Annotated in this window: 16 protein-coding genes; 7 read left to right on the top strand and 9 right to left on the bottom strand. The window is 33.6% G+C overall.

Translation table 11 applies throughout. The features are described from left to right. Positions 1–143 precede the first annotated feature (143 nt). The 3 genes from Cyrtocomes_RS02190 to Cyrtocomes_RS02180 are packed head-to-tail and all read left to right on the top strand — an operon-like array spanning position 144 to position 3,493. Positions 144–2,309 (top strand): FlgK family flagellar hook-associated protein, encoded by a 2,166-nt coding sequence (locus Cyrtocomes_RS02190; protein ID WP_322497578.1) that lies wholly within the window; start codon positions 144–146, stop codon positions 2,307–2,309. 9 nt (positions 2,310–2,318) lie between these two features. Then, positions 2,319–3,287, top strand: coding sequence for a hypothetical protein (locus Cyrtocomes_RS02185; RefSeq protein WP_322497577.1), 969 nt, complete (start codon positions 2,319–2,321; stop codon positions 3,285–3,287). A 2-nt stretch (positions 3,288–3,289) separates the two neighbouring features. Beyond that, positions 3,290–3,493, top strand: coding sequence for a hypothetical protein (locus Cyrtocomes_RS02180; RefSeq protein WP_322497576.1), 204 nt, complete (start codon positions 3,290–3,292; stop codon positions 3,491–3,493). 91 nt (positions 3,494–3,584) lie between these two features. On the opposite strand, the gene Cyrtocomes_RS02175 is transcribed toward Cyrtocomes_RS02180, so the two are convergent. The 3 genes from Cyrtocomes_RS02175 to Cyrtocomes_RS02165 form a co-directional block, all read right to left on the bottom strand. Next, the gene (locus tag Cyrtocomes_RS02175) at positions 3,585–4,190 is read right to left on the bottom strand and encodes a Maf family protein (protein ID WP_322497575.1); all 606 of its coding nucleotides are present in this window, start codon (positions 4,188–4,190) and stop codon (positions 3,585–3,587) included. Next, positions 4,183–4,461, bottom strand: a complete 279-nt coding sequence (gene infA / locus Cyrtocomes_RS02170; protein WP_322497574.1) for a translation initiation factor IF-1 — start codon at positions 4,459–4,461, stop codon at positions 4,183–4,185. The genes Cyrtocomes_RS02175 and infA overlap by 8 nt, the downstream gene beginning before the upstream one ends. Before the next feature lie 318 nt (positions 4,462–4,779). After that, positions 4,780–6,573, bottom strand: coding sequence for an ABC transporter ATP-binding protein (locus Cyrtocomes_RS02165; RefSeq protein ID WP_322497573.1), 1,794 nt, complete (start codon positions 6,571–6,573; stop codon positions 4,780–4,782). A 297-nt stretch (positions 6,574–6,870) separates the two neighbouring features. On the opposite strand from Cyrtocomes_RS02165, the gene Cyrtocomes_RS02160 reads away from it, so the two are divergent. Continuing rightward, complete coding sequence (locus Cyrtocomes_RS02160; protein ID WP_322497572.1) at positions 6,871–9,750, top strand: hypothetical protein; 2,880 nt, start codon at positions 6,871–6,873, stop codon at positions 9,748–9,750. A 107-nt stretch (positions 9,751–9,857) separates the two neighbouring features. Here the strand turns inward: Cyrtocomes_RS02160 and Cyrtocomes_RS02155 are convergent, their stop codons facing one another. The 5 genes from Cyrtocomes_RS02155 to Cyrtocomes_RS02135 are packed head-to-tail and all read right to left on the bottom strand — an operon-like array spanning position 9,858 to position 15,098. Further along, positions 9,858–10,565: an RluA family pseudouridine synthase gene (locus Cyrtocomes_RS02155; protein ID WP_322497571.1), complete on the bottom strand. Its 708-nt coding sequence runs from the start codon at positions 10,563–10,565 to the stop codon at positions 9,858–9,860. Between the two features lie 5 nt (positions 10,566–10,570). Continuing rightward, complete coding sequence (gene dxr, locus Cyrtocomes_RS02150) at positions 10,571–11,710, bottom strand: 1-deoxy-D-xylulose-5-phosphate reductoisomerase (protein ID WP_322497570.1); 1,140 nt, start codon at positions 11,708–11,710, stop codon at positions 10,571–10,573. Beyond that, on the bottom strand, positions 11,707–12,357 hold the full coding sequence (locus Cyrtocomes_RS02145; protein ID WP_322497569.1) for a phosphatidate cytidylyltransferase: 651 nt from the start codon (positions 12,355–12,357) through the stop codon (positions 11,707–11,709). Before Cyrtocomes_RS02145 ends, dxr begins: the two co-directional genes overlap by 4 nt. A gap of 4 nt (positions 12,358–12,361) precedes the next feature. After that, positions 12,362–13,063, bottom strand: a complete 702-nt coding sequence (gene uppS, locus Cyrtocomes_RS02140; protein ID WP_322497568.1) for a polyprenyl diphosphate synthase — start codon at positions 13,061–13,063, stop codon at positions 12,362–12,364. Next, positions 13,053–15,098: an ATP-dependent helicase gene (locus Cyrtocomes_RS02135; protein WP_322497567.1), complete on the bottom strand. Its 2,046-nt coding sequence runs from the start codon at positions 15,096–15,098 to the stop codon at positions 13,053–13,055. Before Cyrtocomes_RS02135 ends, uppS begins: the two co-directional genes overlap by 11 nt. 177 nt (positions 15,099–15,275) lie before the next feature. Here Cyrtocomes_RS02135 and ruvA point away from each other — a divergent pair, with 177 nt between their 5' ends. The 3 genes from ruvA (at position 15,276) to Cyrtocomes_RS02120 (ending at position 17,715) form a co-directional block, all read left to right on the top strand. After that, positions 15,276–15,872, top strand: coding sequence for a Holliday junction branch migration protein RuvA (gene ruvA / locus Cyrtocomes_RS02130; protein WP_322497566.1), 597 nt, complete (start codon positions 15,276–15,278; stop codon positions 15,870–15,872). Between the two features lie 221 nt (positions 15,873–16,093). Beyond that, positions 16,094–16,408 (top strand): divalent-cation tolerance protein CutA, encoded by a 315-nt coding sequence (cutA, locus tag Cyrtocomes_RS02125; protein ID WP_322497565.1) that lies wholly within the window; start codon positions 16,094–16,096, stop codon positions 16,406–16,408. A gap of 2 nt (positions 16,409–16,410) precedes the next feature. After that, positions 16,411–17,715 carry a sigma-54-dependent transcriptional regulator gene (locus tag Cyrtocomes_RS02120; RefSeq protein WP_322497564.1) on the top strand — a complete coding sequence of 435 codons (1,305 nt, stop codon included), beginning with the start codon at positions 16,411–16,413 and terminating at the stop codon, positions 17,713–17,715. A 58-nt stretch (positions 17,716–17,773) separates the two neighbouring features. Here Cyrtocomes_RS02120 and Cyrtocomes_RS02115 read toward each other — a convergent pair whose 3' ends face one another. Then, positions 17,774–17,917 (bottom strand): hypothetical protein, encoded by a 144-nt coding sequence (locus tag Cyrtocomes_RS02115; RefSeq protein ID WP_322497563.1) that lies wholly within the window; start codon positions 17,915–17,917, stop codon positions 17,774–17,776. Positions 17,918–18,223: the final 306 nt, after the last annotated feature.

The following is an 18,223-nucleotide window of genomic DNA, read 5'->3' as shown; positions in this document are numbered from 1 at the left end:
GAAACAACCTTTTATCCATCTAAATACCATATTTATCGCCTCCAATATAATATTGCATCTTTTCCATTATTTGGCAAAACCTTTGTTAACAGTGCCTAATACATACAAACGTAGAAAGGAGCCAAAATCCAGATGCAGTAAAATTGAATACAGGCATTATATATAAAGGCCCAAATCTTCCAGTTGATATTGATTATGACCTCGAGATCTCAGAACAGGTTATTAGTGAGAGAAATCACTGCATAGCAAAAACACATGAAAATTCAGAAAGAGAAAAAGTTGCAAGCAGTATACAGAACATTATGGGAAGGATAGGTGATGGCGGATATGCTGTAGATCACTTTCAAAATGTAATGAATAGCATTCAAAATATAACATCAAACAGCAAGATACAAAGAATCGATGCTATAAATTCTTTAAAAGAATTGGTACAGTTCTTTGGTAATGCAAATACTGGATTTAATGAACTAGATTCAGATCTCGATAAAAAAATATCGGATTCAATATTTCATGTAAATGGAATATTAGATAATATACGCGAAGCAAATAACTCTCTGAGAGGCGAAAAGCCAGGAACAAAAAAATCTGAAATACAAGCCGCTATATTAGGACAACTTGCCACACTAAGTGAATATATAGATATTGAGTTTTCTTTTGATGCAGATGGATTAATCCAGCTAAATGGAGCAAGTACAGGTATGCTGCTGGCAAATGGAGATACATCATCATTCCTTAAATATGTTACATCTGATGAAGATATTATGAGTACAGGATTCAGTAAAGGGGCCATAGTACTCAGTAGAAAGGACTCAGCAGGATATGAGATTTTTGGCGGAGCACAAGTGGTGCATCTACCAGATAATAGTAATTCTAAGATGGAAGCTGGCAGCATCTCAGGCCTCATCAAAGCAAAGAATGAAGATTTATACTCACATCAGCGTTGGATAAATGCCACATTTAATTCATTCTTAGCAACAATAAATAAGCTACATAATAACTTCATGCCACAAAATGGGGTCGAGATACTATCCGGTCAGCGCGAATTAACACTCCAAAGCGTAATACCAAATTCTGGTATTTTACAAATTGGTATTATGCCAGATGAAAGCACCAGCCCTATGGAAGCTTATATGAAAAATTTAGAAATAGATCTCGCTTCTTTAAAGGGAAAAAATGGAAAAGATGCAAATGTACAATCACTTATTGATGCAGTTTCTAGTTTATATAATCCTAGCGGACATTCTTTAAGTATAGGCCAATTTTTAGATGTGAAGATGCTTATCAACACACCTGAAATCACTCAAGGAAATAAAGTAAAATTTGGATTTGAGCTTAATTTAGGAGATGAATTTCAGGATGGTACCAAATTTTTCATTGAAAGTTTTATTTTAAAAGACGGTATAGGTAATGAGATATTTAAGGATCAAAATACGAAAAGTTATGCTGCAAGCCTGTCTAGGACGAAACAGCAAGAAGCTATCGGATTAGAGTATGAGGCCAGCATACCTTCTGGTACTTTAGCATTTCCTCTTAGGGCCGAAGTTAAAATGCTTTCTGAAAATTCAGAAGCAACGGTGATCTATGAAATAGGAAATGATGGCTCTACATTGATAAATGGTTTATTAAATAAAAAGCTTAGTATAGAAGAGGTAGTGAATAAGAAGGGCAATGTTTACGATGAAAATTTATCTCAAGAATTATTTCTTTCTTTGAAAAATAGACACGGAGCTGAGATTTCTGATCCGTTAGATAATGGATTTTTAGAAATAGCTTCAAAAGATGGCCTAAAATTTGTCATGACGCATAAAGTCGATGATTCGCACGAGTCATTGATGAACTTTTTTGGATTAAATGATTTATTTTTATCCTATTCAAGAGATAGATCAATTTTTGATAGTGATAGTGATATCTCAAAATTATTCCAAGTACATAGCAGTGCTGTAGATCATCTCTCTTTAGGAAATGTAAAAGGTGGTCTTGTCGATGGTAAAGGTGAAGGTTATTATGTTGCTGGTGGTAGTATAGACGCAATTCATCGCTATACGGAAACTATTGGGCTGTTTAGATCTAAATTTGTAGATTTCACACTAGATGTAGAGCGCCACTATAATAAATACAGTAATAACACCAAATTTGAAGATCAAAAATTTCAGGCCATTGATAAAATTCATCAAGACATACATAAAAATCCATTAGAAGAATATCTTCGTAAATTGCATGAAATTACTACCTTAATGCAAGCTATGTCTCACATTATTAAACAAACACAGGACTTAGAGAGAAACTTGATAGATGAATTTAGAAGATAGGTATTTTATATGGCTTCAATGAATGGTTGTGGCGCTGCTTCTGCCTTAAATAGAGGACGCTGCGCATATGAAAACAATAATGACCTCAAAAAATATGCATCAAATATAGCGGCAGGAAGGCAATTTTACAACACAGGCTTTTCAATTGATGCAGATATAAAACCACGCGAAGCCAGAGACGCACAAGCGCTTTATCAGAGATCTACAAAAAATGAAACGAAAATAAAAATATTAGAAAATAACATTCAGATAATGTCTGATTTAAATGATGCGCTAACTAATATCACCGATTTTGTAAGTAATATCGCTAACGAATCCGGGCAATTTTCAGCAAGCGAATTGTTTAACGAGCAACATTCAGAAATTTTATATAAAACTATAAGCAGCAAGTTTAATACAATACTATCTTATATCAATAAAAGAAGCGTAGTAGATAATTCTGCAATTTTCAGCGGAGATTACGTAGAAAGAGAGGCAATACCAAAAGCCGCAACTGAATTATTAGATATTTATAGAATCAATAATGTTATAAGACCAAGAGATTTTTATAATGGTGGTGTAAAAACAAGAGTATTAGCTGGATCAGAGATTGAGCTACCAACCGCACTAGTGTTCGAGAAACTTCTAAATTGCATGGCTTCATTTTTGAATAAATTAGCTGATAACAGCAAGATTAGCATACCAATAACCCAAGAGTCATTACATGGTTTTGTACGCGAATTGTCCGATATTCACTCTGAAATTTCTAAATTATCTGGTGAGGTCCTGTTTCATTTAGGAAATATAACAGAAGAACTTAAGATATTAAGAAGCAGTGTAGCACAGGACAAAGATAATATTAGTAATCATGGAATGGTGGATAATGCTGATAGTATCAACAAATTCTCAGATAGCATGCTAAAATCTCAGACATATACAGCAGTGAGTACAGCCATTAAGGAAAATAATAAACAACTAATAAATAATGCAATGAGGTAACAATGATGAAAATTATTGTATATATTTTTTTCTGTATCTTCTTATCTGCCTGCCCTAAAAAGAATACCAAATCTGAATTTAGGGAAAAGAGGTATCCAGTTATGAATAAGGACTATATAGAAAAGCAAAAACAGCAAATTACTCTAAGGGCTGATGCGCCTAAACAAGATGGTCTTTCTAGACGAGTCTTAGGTATAACAAAATAGTTTTTAGTATAAAAAGAACTTTTTTATACTACTATGGAAAATAGTGTTTAACTATCTTTCATAAAGTATCTAGCGCAGTATACTTTTGGGATTATAAATCTTCTCTTAAGATTTGATGCTTTGGCTTCAGCCCAAACCCAACCAATATCTTGTATGTTTCACATAATGGAAGACCTATCACAGAAGTGTAAGAACCATTCAACCATTCAACAAACGCAGCCGCATACCCCTGAAGCCCATACCCACCAGCCTTCCCATACCATTCTTTTGAACTTATATAACTATCTTTTTCTTCAGAAGATAATCTCTTAAATTTTAAGGTAGTAGTAACAACCTTTCTTGAGACTTTACCATTATAAACTACTGCAATCCCTGTATATACCTTATGCCGCCTCCCAGAAAGTTTATTTATACAAAATTTAGCATCATCAACTGTTAAAGCTTTTGGCATACTCTGGTTAGAAATACTAACTACAGTATCTGCCCCAAGTATAATATCACCAGGGTACTTATCAGCAATTAGCAAAGCTTTCTCCATAGCAAGACGCATAGAAAGTAACCTATTACTCTCATCGGGTTTAGGTGTTTCGTCAATATCTGCAGAGACAATTAAATCAGGCTTATAACCGATATTACACAAAAGTTCTTTCCTCCATATAGAAGCAGATGCGAGGATAAATCTACGATCATTAAGCATCCTTATTTGGATTATTAGAATCTGGATCTGGGTATTTATTAGTAGCGTTATGTTCTTTTTTATATCTCAATACAACCCTACCTCTATCTGGATCATACGGTGTAATCTGCACTAGAACCTCATCACCTGCGAGTATCCTAATTTTATTTTTTCTTACTTTACCAGAAGTATATGCTATCATCTCCGAGCCATTCTCAAGCATGACACGAAAAGATGCGTTAGGCAGCAACTTCACAACCTTACCCCTTGCCTCTATTAACTCTTCTTTCATTAAAACCAAAAACCCAGCAACAAATCATTATAACTTATATCTTATATCTTATAACAAATAGAGACACAACTCAAATTAAGTAGTTAGTTAGGGATTAGACTTCTTGCATATATGATAAGTTCCCAATTATAAATTACAGAACTAAGATTTGGCCCCAATAGTAAATTTATTTATTCTACTTAATCTCTAAAATCCAAAATATACTCTTTCGTATTTCAGTATATTACAAACTTTAGCTAGAAGCTATATTATCAACTTTTTTCATATTTGCTTAGCTATAAGCTATATATATATTCATTGATATGATAAATAACTTATCTATAAAATTTCTGGCATCATACCATCTTTTTGAGCATCCCACATTTGTTTATAGTAGCCATTTATAGCTAACAGATGTTTATGCGTGCCTTGCTCAACTATAATACCATCTCTAAAGACCAGTATATTATCCATACTAAAGAGCGTAGATAATCTATGCGCTATCACTATTACTGTCTTTCCATCCATTAGTGATTTGATATTATTTTCTATTATTTTTTCTACCACAGAATCAAGTGCGGATGTAGCTTCATCCATAACAATAATTGGGGCATTTTTTAACATTGCTCTTGCTATTGCAACTCTTTGCCTCTGTCCACCAGATAGACTATCCCCCCTTTCACCCACCAATGTACTATACCCATCTGGAAGATTTAATATAAATTCATGACACATCGCTTTTTTAGAAACAGTTATCACTTCTTCATCTGAAGCAGTTAATTTTCCATACCTTATATTTTCCATCACCGAGGTATGAAAAAGAAAAGGTGACTGTGGAATGAAGGAAATATTCTCCCTTATTGAATCTATAGAACATAATGAGATATCTTTACCATCGATGTTAATAGTCCCTTCATCAACTTCATAAAGCCTCATTAAAAGATTTGCAAAAGTTGTTTTACCACTACCAGATAATCCCACTAGGCCCACTTTAGTACCCCCATGTATAAAGAGGGATTTCTTTTTTAAGATCTTTCTGTTTTCACTATATGAAAATGAAACATCTTTAAACTCTATATCACCTTTTGTTATTTTTAGATCAATTTTGTCTTCTTCTTCAGCAAGCTTTGATGGATCTCTCACTAAATTAAGAGATTGTGCGAGTACTCCATATTCGTATACAAAATATGACATCTCATCTCCAGCCATCCAAAGTTTATCAGTTAAACTACTTAAAGCACCTATTAAAAATATTATTTTTCCTACACTAATTTCACCTTGGGACCATAAGTAAAAAGAAAGGCATATAAGTATACCTGAACTTAATATGCTAACTGAGCTTAGAGCTATTTTTATTTTTTCTGTATAAAGTAGTGCACTTTTATATTTTTCAATCTCTTCTTCTTGGGCGCTTAGAACCTTATTCATCTCATGCTTATGGCCGGAAAACAATTTGACCATTAGATGGTTAGTTATACTATCTATTATCTTGCTCTGAACATTAGCTCTCGCCGCTGATTGTATTGATGAACGATCTGCTGCCCTAGCACAAAATATTACACAAACTATTATATGAACAGAGAACCATATAACAAACACCAAAGAAACTAACGGGTGTATATGAAAAAATAGTGAAGATGTGATAATGATGGATAAAATAAGCGGAAGAAATACTGTTAAAGTATCATCTACAAGTAACCTTGCACTCCGCGGCATATCACTTATCCTTTGTGCTATACCACCAACATGGCTTTGTACAAAATAAGAGTGAGATTGCATATTAACTTGATTAAAAGTTGCAACCCTCATATTTCCTTCTAGTCTCGGTATAAAAATTGCAAGCAATACCCCCTTAAATCTAGAACTTAGCTCTATAAGTAACCATATTAGTATAAAATATAGAACAGGAAATAGCATTGCGCTTAAATCTTTGTTATCAGCTAAGAATCCTATGGAATCTACCAAATTTCCCTCCGCATATGGAAGAAGCACAGCCATTGATATATCAGCAAAAATGGCTGATATTGCAATCATAAGAAAGCCTATTGAATGTATATTAACGAACTTAAGCAAGAACCTAAATACATTCTTTGGCAAATCATCAGAAATTACAGTCACTCTTTTTTTACCCATGGCTAAAAAGGAAAATTACCCACAAAAAAAGAGGTGCAGATTCTATACATATAATCCCATCAAAGTCAACAAGATTACTCGATCCTGCGATAAATGCAGTACCAAAAAAAAATGGGCATCTCTTAATAATTTACGCGAACCAAGACGCGCGCTTTGAGTGTACTCTTTTGAAACTGCACATGCAATTCTTTTTATATAAGAAGCCTCGATATGCCATATTATTATATTATAATAATTGATACTATATAACACGCAGCACTATCATAACACCTTGCTATAATTTTTTAGATTGGCACTATGAAATATAATGGTAGTGAAAATAAGACAGCTGGTGGTCTATGGAGGTGGGATAATGATTTAAATATGCTTGTGCTATTAGAGGCAGTATCTTCAAATTCTGATAAATCATATGAAGAAGATAATGATCAAGAAATTGGGCATGCAATAGCATATAACCATCAAATGGTTCCGCTTGGTGATTTTCACCAACACATCAACAATGAACAAGTTGGATATATAGAAATTATATTCTTGAGCAAGAAACTGATATCATTAGTAACTGAGAAGATACTCAATGCAACAATAAGACCAATCGGGATTGGCTTAGTTGATTGTAGCTTCATAATCAATATGGATGACATAGATCCGATACTTGATGCCATTGAGGATAATACAGTAAATGGTCATACATTATCACTCCAATCTCCTATGGATGATGATGCTTTTAAAAGAGTTGCCGATCTTATTCAGCACGTCACTCATTCACTAAACATTAATATCCACGAATCTAGTGATATTTCCTATACGCAGCTACTAAAAATAGCTAAGGCATTAGCTACGGCACAAACATCACATACAATCAATCTAACCAGTATATTAGATGGCGTAGCTACTCATAATCAACCATATCATTTCGATTTTTTTAGAAAGTTCGTAAATGCTAATATTGCTCATACTATCCAACTTGCTCATACCATTCGCCTAGCAAGAGATAAGGAAATTGATTTTAATTTCCTAGCCAATTTACCAAATGGTCTCACTCTAGATCTTAGCACGATTGGAGATAGCAGCATAACAGAAGCTAGTATGGAAACATTGCTAAGCGGATTAGAGCAAGCAAACTCTTCTTTAAATATTGATTTATACGGACTATTTGGCGAAGCATTTGACCATATCACTAATATAAATTTTAAAACATTCGCAACTTGGTTAGCAAAGGAGCAGAATATTTACCATTCAATAACTATAGGGTGGGGTGATACAATTGCAGATGATACAGTTGAAATTATAGAACATATACTAAAAGAGTCACGGCATACAATTACATTGGATATGTCTAGATCACAGATTAGTTTTAGTGATTACGCCCTGAATTGCCTTTATGACGCAATTAACAATTCTGCACCAGAACATAGAATAAAGGTATTAAATGGAGTTGTATCTGATGATTACAACATTAACAGCGCTTTCTTTAGCGCAATAAGAGAGCATGCTCTTAAATCTGAGCTATATGATAAAAATGGTCTTTATAAAAATACTGGTTACTACTATAACGATATAGATATTAGAAACTTAATTGAAACACTAGTAGGCGATAATGCCGCAGGCACCTTTGCAAATGAGCATTATATAAGGGTTGGAAGCACTTATATCCTTAGACCGGCATCTTTAAGCGATGATGGTAATGTTGCACGTATTATAGCAACACAGATTTCTGAAATAGTTGGGGATGAGGATACATCTTTACCAGCTGCTCGACGCATCTTAATTCCAATAAGATTAGAAAATGAAGCACACTGGGTTACTGGTGAGTTTATAATATCTGAAAATCGCGAAATTAGTGGCCAAATATATGATTCTCTTGGAGATGCTAGAAACGATCTTGTAAGCGCGACATTAGCCGAATTACAAACAATGGGCGGAACATCGGAAGATGGTGGTACAGGCTTTTATGTGACATCTACTAATGCGCCATCTGTAAATATTTACCCTATCCAGGCAGAATCACAAAATGTGTATTGCGGCGGCTATACAGCAAGATTGATAGCGAACCTGGCAATGATGTCAGAGACTGATTTACAAAATGATGCGCAACGCTCGGATATATTAATGAGACGAGAAATATGGAATATAGAGTACCCAGATGATGATGCCATGCAAAGACAATTAGATAGAAAGATAATTGATGCTTATCTTCCAGTACAAAATGTGGCGCATCTTGATGATGATGATATGCAAATGCGAATAGATATAGCTAGAAATAATCATCGCTCATCTAATCCCTTACACCAAAGCCCCTCTATAAGTGAAAAGCATGACCCTATAATCGAAGAGCATGACTCTATGAGCAAGGAAGAGGACGATCAAACAGAAAGTAAAGGGGTAAGCGGCCCTGGAATGCTTGATAATGAAATAAGAATAAATTTACTGTTATTGAAGCAATTCGGAAACCAATATTATCACAGCTCAACTTGCTATGTTGAAGGTAATATTTTGACTAAAAAAAATATCGAATCAGTATTTTACAGTTGGGAGAAGGATATTTTAGGTGATTATAACAACATATTAGCTCTAATTAGCGTCACAAACAACCACCATGAAAAGCATGCCGTATCACTTCACATCAGCACGCATGATCACATAATTAGAATAATAAATACGCTCCCAAGTATAAATTTTGATTATGAGTTAAATGAAATTAGATTAAGATTAGAAACACTTTTCAATGGATATTCTGTAGTAATTTTAAATACAGATCAACAAAATTTGGAACATGGTACCTGCGCTGATTTAAGCCTAATTAATATGTCTCAAATAATAGAAGAGATAAATTCAGATGATACTCCAAAAAATAGTGTAACTCGCAAATTAACTGAGAAAAATAAATCAGACCAATTTAACTCAAAATTTAACGCTGATAAACATAAAGTACAAAAAGCTATGCTAAAAGGTGATTTTGATACCGTTGGTATCATATTATCACAATATGATGAAGTGCACCATATGGAGCTACTCAATATCAGATACGGAGAAACTGGATTTGTAATGGGAAGATTTGTTAATACTAATGAGATAGAGAGCTATGTAGAAGCTGATCTGAGGCTATTTATAGAACCAAGTGTTAACGAGGTTTGGGATACCTTCGATGCAGTATTCATGAGCGTTGATAGTTTGTGATTAAATAAGACCTCTATAGAGGTCTTATTTCAAAAGTGAGTCATAACAGCAAGCCTCGGTGCGCTCTATAATTATAATGACTTTCAAAATAGAGTTTTTGTATATCTCTAATGACTCACTTGAATCAGCTTATCTAATAAAATCTTCATATCGTCTGGTAGATGGGCCTCAACCTCTACCAGATGATTTGTCACTGGATGCTCAAAAGAGATGTATTTTGAATGTAACATCTGTTTCCTGAATGATTTAAGCAAATTTTGCACATCTTGTGGCGTTTCCTTTAGGATAAGTGATAACCCTTTGGAATACTTATGATCACCAATAACAGGTGTTTTATTGTGTCTCATATGAACTCTTATTTGGTGCGTTCTGCCAGTTTTTAGCTGATATTCTAAAAAGCTAATTTCTGAAAAAAATGAATTTAACACTTTATACAAAGTTACAGCATCTTTTCCTATTGTACTACTTGCAACCATTGTAGTTTTATCAGAATTAGATCTAATGATTTTTGTCTCAATCTTTCCAGCACAAAGATCAAAAATTCCATAAACAAAACCAACATATTTTCTCTTTATTTCATAGGCTTTCATTTTTTCTTCAAGCGCCATGTGCGTAAATCCATCCTTTGCAATTAATACAAGGCCTGATGTATCCTTATCTATTCTATTGATAATCCCAAGATACCCATACTTGCCAGAAGAAAGTATAAGATCCATTAAACTATTATCTTTATTTCCTGCCCCAGGATGAACCGAGATGTTTCTTTCTTTATCAACAATGAGAATATTGTCATCCTCAAAAACACATTTATACATACTTATTACTTACTTAGCTCGTTAAATTTTATCTTAATGTCTTTTACGCAAGATAACACATCCACCAATGATGCAACTTTCTCTATATTTATCTTATCCATAAATTTCAAGATCTTATTTGCTATTTGAACAAATCCAATTTTTTTCTCTAAAAATTCCCCAACAACAAGTTCATTTAACGTATTAAGCACTATACAAGATTCCATTGAATCTTTCAGCACATTTTTTGCAAGGCCAAGTAGTGGGAACTTTTCAAATTCAGGGGCTAGAAACATCATATTTGTCAAATCATTAGCGGTCATTTTTCGATAATCTATTTTGATCCTTTTTGGATGATTTAATGCATATGATATTGGCATTTTCATATCTGGATACCCTAACTGTGCAAGCAACGCCCCATCAGCATACTCCACAAAACTATGAACTATAGATTGAGGATGGATAAGAACATCTAGCTGCTCAGCTTTAAGGTTAAAAAGATTCTTGGCCTCTATAAGCTCTAACCCCTTATTCATCATTGTAGCAGAATCAACAGATATCTTAGCCCCCATCTTCCAGGTTGGGTGAGCAAGCACTTGCTCAAAAGTTGCAGTATTTATAAATTCTATTGGTTTATCATAAAATGGCCCACCAGATGCTGTTAATATCACCCTATTCACTAAATCTGCATTTAGTACATCAAATAATTGAAAGATAGCACTATGCTCAGAATCCACCGGTATGATTTTTGAACCTAAAGCCTTTGCCTTATCTACAAGCATACTACCAGTACATACAATACTCTCCTTATTGGCCAAACCTATAATTTTTGCATTTCCTAAAAGAGCATCAAGCGGCTTAATTGCATCAGAGCCAGAAATAGCCATTATCGCCACATCATATTTCTCTTGCGCAAGAAGGACAAGACCATCATCGCCAACAACTATGTTATGGTTAGGTAGTAATGCTTTTAACTCTTTATATTTATTATCTGATGCAACAGCTACATTTTTCACCTGAAATTCAATTGCTTGCTCAGCCAATTTTTGAATATTAGAGCCGCCAGCAATAGCGCATAACTCAAATTTATCTCGATTATTTCTCAATATATCTAAGGTTGATGATCCAACCGATCCACTCGAGCCAAATACAGCTACCTTTTTCATAGAGAGAAATAAGTAACCACAGCAAAAGTAATGGATGCAAAGATGAGCCCATCAATACGATCTAAAACGCCACCATGACCTGGTATTATAGCGCCACTATCTTTAACCCCAAATCTTCTCTTGAAAGCTGATTCAAGAAAATCTCCAAATACAACAGCAATAGAGATAGATAATGTCATGATATAGTCAGTATATGAGAATATATCGTGTTCAAATATTAGATATATTAATAAAGGAACCAGAATTCCTGCTATAACACCAGAGTATGTCTTTTTAGGGCTAATTTTTGGAAAAATCTTAGGACCGCCAACTAATTTACCTACTACATAAGCAGATATATCAGTCATCCAGACCGTTACGAAGAAGAACAGAGATATGAAAAACCCTGTATTTGGCTCTATGCAACACTCCACATTTCTTAGATAAATCAGCGAAATAAATGATGCAACAGCTATAGCAAGACCCAAAAGAAGCCACATCACATAACTTCTCCTTACCAAAATATTATTCTTCAATATAATACTTCTATATTCCAGAAGCGAAATAAAGAGCATACAAAATACAAAGATTTTATATGGAATAGACCCAAGATAAGCCAACCAAATAACAACCGGTATCAACAACACAGATGAAATTAGCCTTTTCAAAAAATTACCTACCGCCATATCTACGTTCCCTTGAATTAAAATCTTGAATCGCCTCTAAAAGATCTTTTTCCTCAAATGATGGCCATAATTTTTTGGAAAAATAAAGTTCAGTATATGCAATTTGCCATAACATAAAATTACTCAATCTATATTCACCACCAGTTCTTATAAGCAAATCTGGATCAGGAATATTATGAATATTAATATATTCATCAAAAATCATTTTATTACTAGTATCTATTTTATGAGCATCTTTCACCATATTCATGGCGGCCTCCCTTATCTCATTTCTTGCACTGTAGCTAACAGCAATGATTAATGTTAATACTTTGTTGAGCTTTGAGGATTCTTCTATATCAAACATACTTTGGCTTATATCACTATCTATGAGTAATAGATCACCACTAAATATGATCCTGACCCCTTTATTAATAAAATCTTCTGCATATTCAGACATATATTGTCTCATTAAAGACATTATAACATCTACTTCAGATTTATCCCTTTTCCAATTTTCTATAGAAAATGCATATAAGGTCAAATACTGAATCTTATTATTTATAGCTATATCAACTATATTCTTAGCAGATTGCATACCGCTTTCATGCCCCTTCCACTGAGGAAGATTCATCTCTTTAGCCCATCTACTGTTCCCATCCATTATAATGGCAACATGCTTAGGCGCTTTCTGTATATTAAAACTCATCTGCCGCTATTTCTTTTATCCCAATCAAATCAAATTCCACATATATGGATCCTCTAGCCCCGGATCCTATTACTTTACCCTCTCCGAATTTACCATGCGTTACAATATCGCCATATGTTAAATTATTTTTCCTAAAACCACTATTAGCAGCTCTGTATATATCTATTTCATCAACGGTTTTGCAACAATTTTTTGGTATCTCCTCTAAAAATCTAGATGGAAGTGAAGTTTGTATATTACCAAATACCATTCTTGATCTCGCATAAGATATTTGCAAATATCTTTTTGCTCTAGTAACAGCAACATATGCAAGCCTCCTTTCCTCAGATAGCTGCTTGCTTTCAAACATAGCTCTTGAAGTAGGAAAAACCCCCTCTTCCCAGCCTGGTAAAAATACAACCTCGAATTCTAACCCTTTTGCAGAATGCATTGTAATAATATTCACCTTTTCATCAGTTGATAAACTATCAACATCGCTAAGTAAGCTCACATGTTCAAGATACCCAATTATGGAATCATGCGAAGATAAACTCTTAAGCACCTCGTTAACGTTCTGTGCCTTTTCCGTCATATTTTCAGCATCATATTTCTCAAGATATTCCTTAAAACCAAGCTGTAAAAAAAGCCTCTCCACAGCCTTCACAGGATCTTCATTCATTATGGCTCTACAATCTTCAAAAGTACTTATAAATTCCATAGTAGATGCCCTAAGTTTCGGCTTTAGGTCAGCTGTTTTAAGAACTTTCATCATAGATAGGCCACTTTGCTCAGAAAGCCGTGTAAGTTGCGCAATAGAAGAATCCCCAACTCCGCGTTTAGGCGTATTTATTACCCTTAAAAAGGCCAGATTATCATTATCGTTTACAAGCAATCTCATATAAGCTATTGCATTTTTAACCTCAGCACGCTCATAAAACTTTGCACCACCAATTATTTTATAAGGCACACATAGATAGTTTAATGCCTCTTCAAACAATCTCGTTTGATAACCCGCCCTAACAAGTATCGCTATTTCTGATAATCTTATACCATTTGATTTATAAACATTAATTTCATCCGCAATTTTTCTCGCCTCCTGTCTATCATCAATATAAATATGCAGTATTACCGGTATTATTTCACTATTTTGAGTCCACAATTCTTTATCATGTCTATCTTGGTTATTTGATATTATTGCAGATGCAACCTTCAAAATAGGAGAGAGTGACCTATAGTTTTGCTGCAACTTAATAACCTTAGCGTCCTTAAAATCACTTTCAAATCTTAGTATGTTCTCAACCTCTGCTCCCCTCCATCCATATATAGATTGATCATCATCACCAACACAGCATATATTTCTATGCTTTTGAGCAAGTAACATAGACCACAAATATTGAGCAACATTAGTATCCTGATACTCATCTATTAATAGATATTTAAATTTACTTTGATAATATTCTCTGAGGGCAGCATTTTCCTTAATTAAAAAATAACTTTCCATCAACAGATCTCCAAAATCCATTACGTTTAATGATTTTAGTTTGTTTTGATAGTTTCTATACAGAATCGATAATTGAATACCAGCAAAAGCCTCACTAGCAGGAATTTGATCATAATTTAAACATTTATCTTTTTGCTTTGATATTAGTGAAAGTAGGAGCTTTGGTGAATATCTTTGTGAATCTATTCCATGCTCTGATATTACTTTTTTTACTATGCTAAGCTGATCATCAGAATCTATTATTCCAAAAGATGGGCCATCATAGTGTTTTCTCAGTATTTGCGTTGAGATTGAGTGAAAAGTTCCAACCCATGGTATGAAAATATTACCAAGAATACCTTTTATTCTACTTAACATCTCAGAGGCAGCTTTGTTCGTGAATGTAATTGCAAGAATTTCATCAACATTCGCTCTACCAGAATTTATAATATGGGCAATTCTTGATGTAAGTACCTTGGTTTTGCCAGTCCCTGCCCCAGCAAGGACAAGAAGTGGGCCTTCTGTATACTCAACTGCCGCTCTTTGACTATTATTTAAATTTTCTAAATACTCCATCTCAAGTGAGTAACAAGTTCATGTCATCTTTTAGATGAAGAGTGTTGCTGGTACAAGATGATTTTGGGAAGTTTTAGCAATAAAAGCAACTTGTCTATATAACAAAGCACGTAAAACACTATACACCTTTTATATTATTATGCTAAAAAAGCGTAATTGTATGTGTGTGATTTATTCATGATAGGAAAACTTACGGGTAAAATAAGTGAAATCTTCATAAATAGCATAATAATTGATGTTCACGGCGTTGGGTATTATGTATATATTGGTAAGAATGGATCTTTAATTTTAGGGGAAGAGAGATCGTTTCACATATTTACAAATGTAAAAGAAGATGAAATCTCGCTTTATGGTTTTGCCACATATCAAGAAAAGGAATATTTTGAAATTCTGCGTAGTGTTCAAGGAGTGGGTAATAAGCTTGCTATGTCTATAATAGGAGATATGGAAATTCCAGAATTGTATCATAGTATAAGAAATTCAGAGCATTCTCGTTTTTATAAGATAGTTGGTGTTGGTAAAAAAATAGCGCAAAGAATAATTAATGAGTTAAAGGAAAAGGATCTACCACTTCCCATATGTTCATATCAAGATAATACACCAAAATTTGTAAATTTAGGAATAAGACAGGAGGTTAGTACAGCGCTTATATCACTTGGTTTTGGAAAAAATGAAGTAGAGAGCGTATTGAACAATGTACTAAAGGATTTAGATATCAGCGAAGCAAAAATAGAAAAGGTATTGGAAATGTGTTTAAAAAAAATAAGAGGATAATCTTAAAATAATAGCAAAACATATACTATCGGTTGATATTTTAGGATACTAAAGAGCTTGAATCCAACTTTATAGCTAACGTTGACCATAAAAGGAATTGAATGTGATAAGACGCAACTGGGCTTTTTTATATAAAGAAATATTTTTAATATCACCCATGCTATATGTGATTCGTATTATGTGTTATGACTAGAATCGCCATATAAATATAGAGTGTTTTTATGAATGCGCAAATACTGTATGTCACCGTAGATAGTGAATTAAACTCCGAAAGGATTGCTAGAGAGGTTCTAGAATCTAAACTAGCAGCATGTGTTAATATTATTAGAAATGTACAATCTCTTTATATAGAAAATGGAAATATAAAATCATCTGTAGAATATATCTTAATTATTAAGACAGTAGTAGAAAAAAAAGACCAGATTGTGAAAAAATTAATCGAACTACATCCATACAATACACCATGCATATTAAGTACAAACTCTATGTCATGTAATAAGAAATTTTACGATTGGCTCATGTTGCAATGCAGTTAAATATGGATATTGATACACATAGCGTACTTATTATCGATGATGAACGAGATATTTGCGAATTTATCTCTGATGTTCTTCGGGAAGATGGATATACATGCAATTCCCTTCATGATTCCACCAGTGTATTAGAACAAATACAAAACAATACACCAGATGTAATATTGCTTGATATATGGCTTGAGGGAAGCCCAATTGATGGCATAGGGTTATTAAAATTAATTAAAAGTGCCCACCCAATGGTACCAGTAATAGTTATAAGCGGGCATGCAAATATAGAGGTAGCCGTTAATGCAATAAAGTATGGTGCTTATGATTTCGTGGAGAAGCCTTTTAAAATTGCCAGACTTTTGCTTACAGTAAGAAGGGCACTTGAATCTATGAAAATATCTGAAGAAAATAGGATGTTAAGATCAGCTAGCTCCAATTTATCAATTATAGGAAAATCTCAACATAGCAAAAAGATCCGTGAATTAGTAAAAGCAGCCTCAATATCCAAAAGTAGACTATTTATTTCTGGGGAAGTAGGTACAGGAAAATGTACTATAGCCAAAATTATACATGCACAATCACCAAACAAGCATTTGCAATTTGTAAGATGGAGCGATGTGAAGAACTATTATAAAAATCCAGATGAATTATACTTATTAAAGAAAATTCTCTCAATATCGCAGGGGGGCACACTGTATATAGATAATCTTGAAACTTTAAATATAGAGACTCAAAATTATTTGCTATACCTACTTAGAAATAACTATGAAGGAATGAGGATAATGTCTTCTACAACAGAAGATATTAAAAGCGGCACTTCTAGAGAATTATTTTTATCAGATCTATATTATAGACTTTGTATACTACAAATACATATGGCCCCTCTAAGAGAAAGAATTGAAGATATACCTCAATTTTGCGAATCTTTTATTAGAGAATTTTCCCATCAGTCTAAGTATCAAAAATGCAAAATTAGCGCTGAAGCTATATTGCTTTTAATGAATTATAATTGGCCTGGAAATATAATTCAGCTAAAAAATGTAGCGGAGCTTAGCTTTATACTCACATCATCTAGTGGCAATGATACTATAAGCCGAGACTCTTTGCCTGTTGACTTACTATCAGAATCAGAGGAAATAGTTAGTGGGATAGGTAAGCTGAATGGTATGAGGTTTAAGGATGCTAAGGATGAGTTCGAAAAGCAATATATAAAAAATCACTTGTTGAGGTTTGATTATAATGTTGCTAAAACAGCCGAGCATATTGGAATGGATAGGACCGCTTTACATAGAAAAATAGCATTTTTGAAACTTAAATAATCATCTTATGTAGTTACTATAGTAAATCAAGTTAAGATTTGCGTATTGAAGAATTTAACTAAAGCATCGCAAGATGACTAATATGAGCTCTAATCCACCTCTTAGCCAAGAATTTCTCTATTGGCTTCAAATCATGTGAATAAGGAGGTAAAAAACCAACAGATTCAATAAGATCTTTTCCGAGATTTATGGAAGGAAGCATTATCCATAATAACTACCTGACCAGATTTAAGCTCATTAATTAAGAATTTCCCAAATCTCAAAAACTTGAGTATTGCAAGAATAATTAAATTGGTGCTATCTGCTCATTATTCACTAAACCGGCAATAATATTAGCATAATATTTTCCACTCTTTTTCCAGTTTCTCGCTTTTAGCCCTTATATTTGCAAATGCCACTCTCAATATACAAAGCAATTATATCTTTTTATGATCGCCTTGTATTTATCTCGCTTTTCTGCTTCAAGGTATGTATTTTTTTATAGCTGTACTTTTTTAACCAATAATAT

The sequence above is a fragment of the Candidatus Cyrtobacter comes genome (genome assembly GCF_034470605.1).
Lineage (GTDB): Bacteria > Pseudomonadota > Alphaproteobacteria > Rickettsiales > Midichloriaceae > Cyrtobacter > Cyrtobacter comes.
Note: the sequence above shows the minus strand (reverse complement) of the source record. Positions and strands in the feature narration are given on the sequence as shown.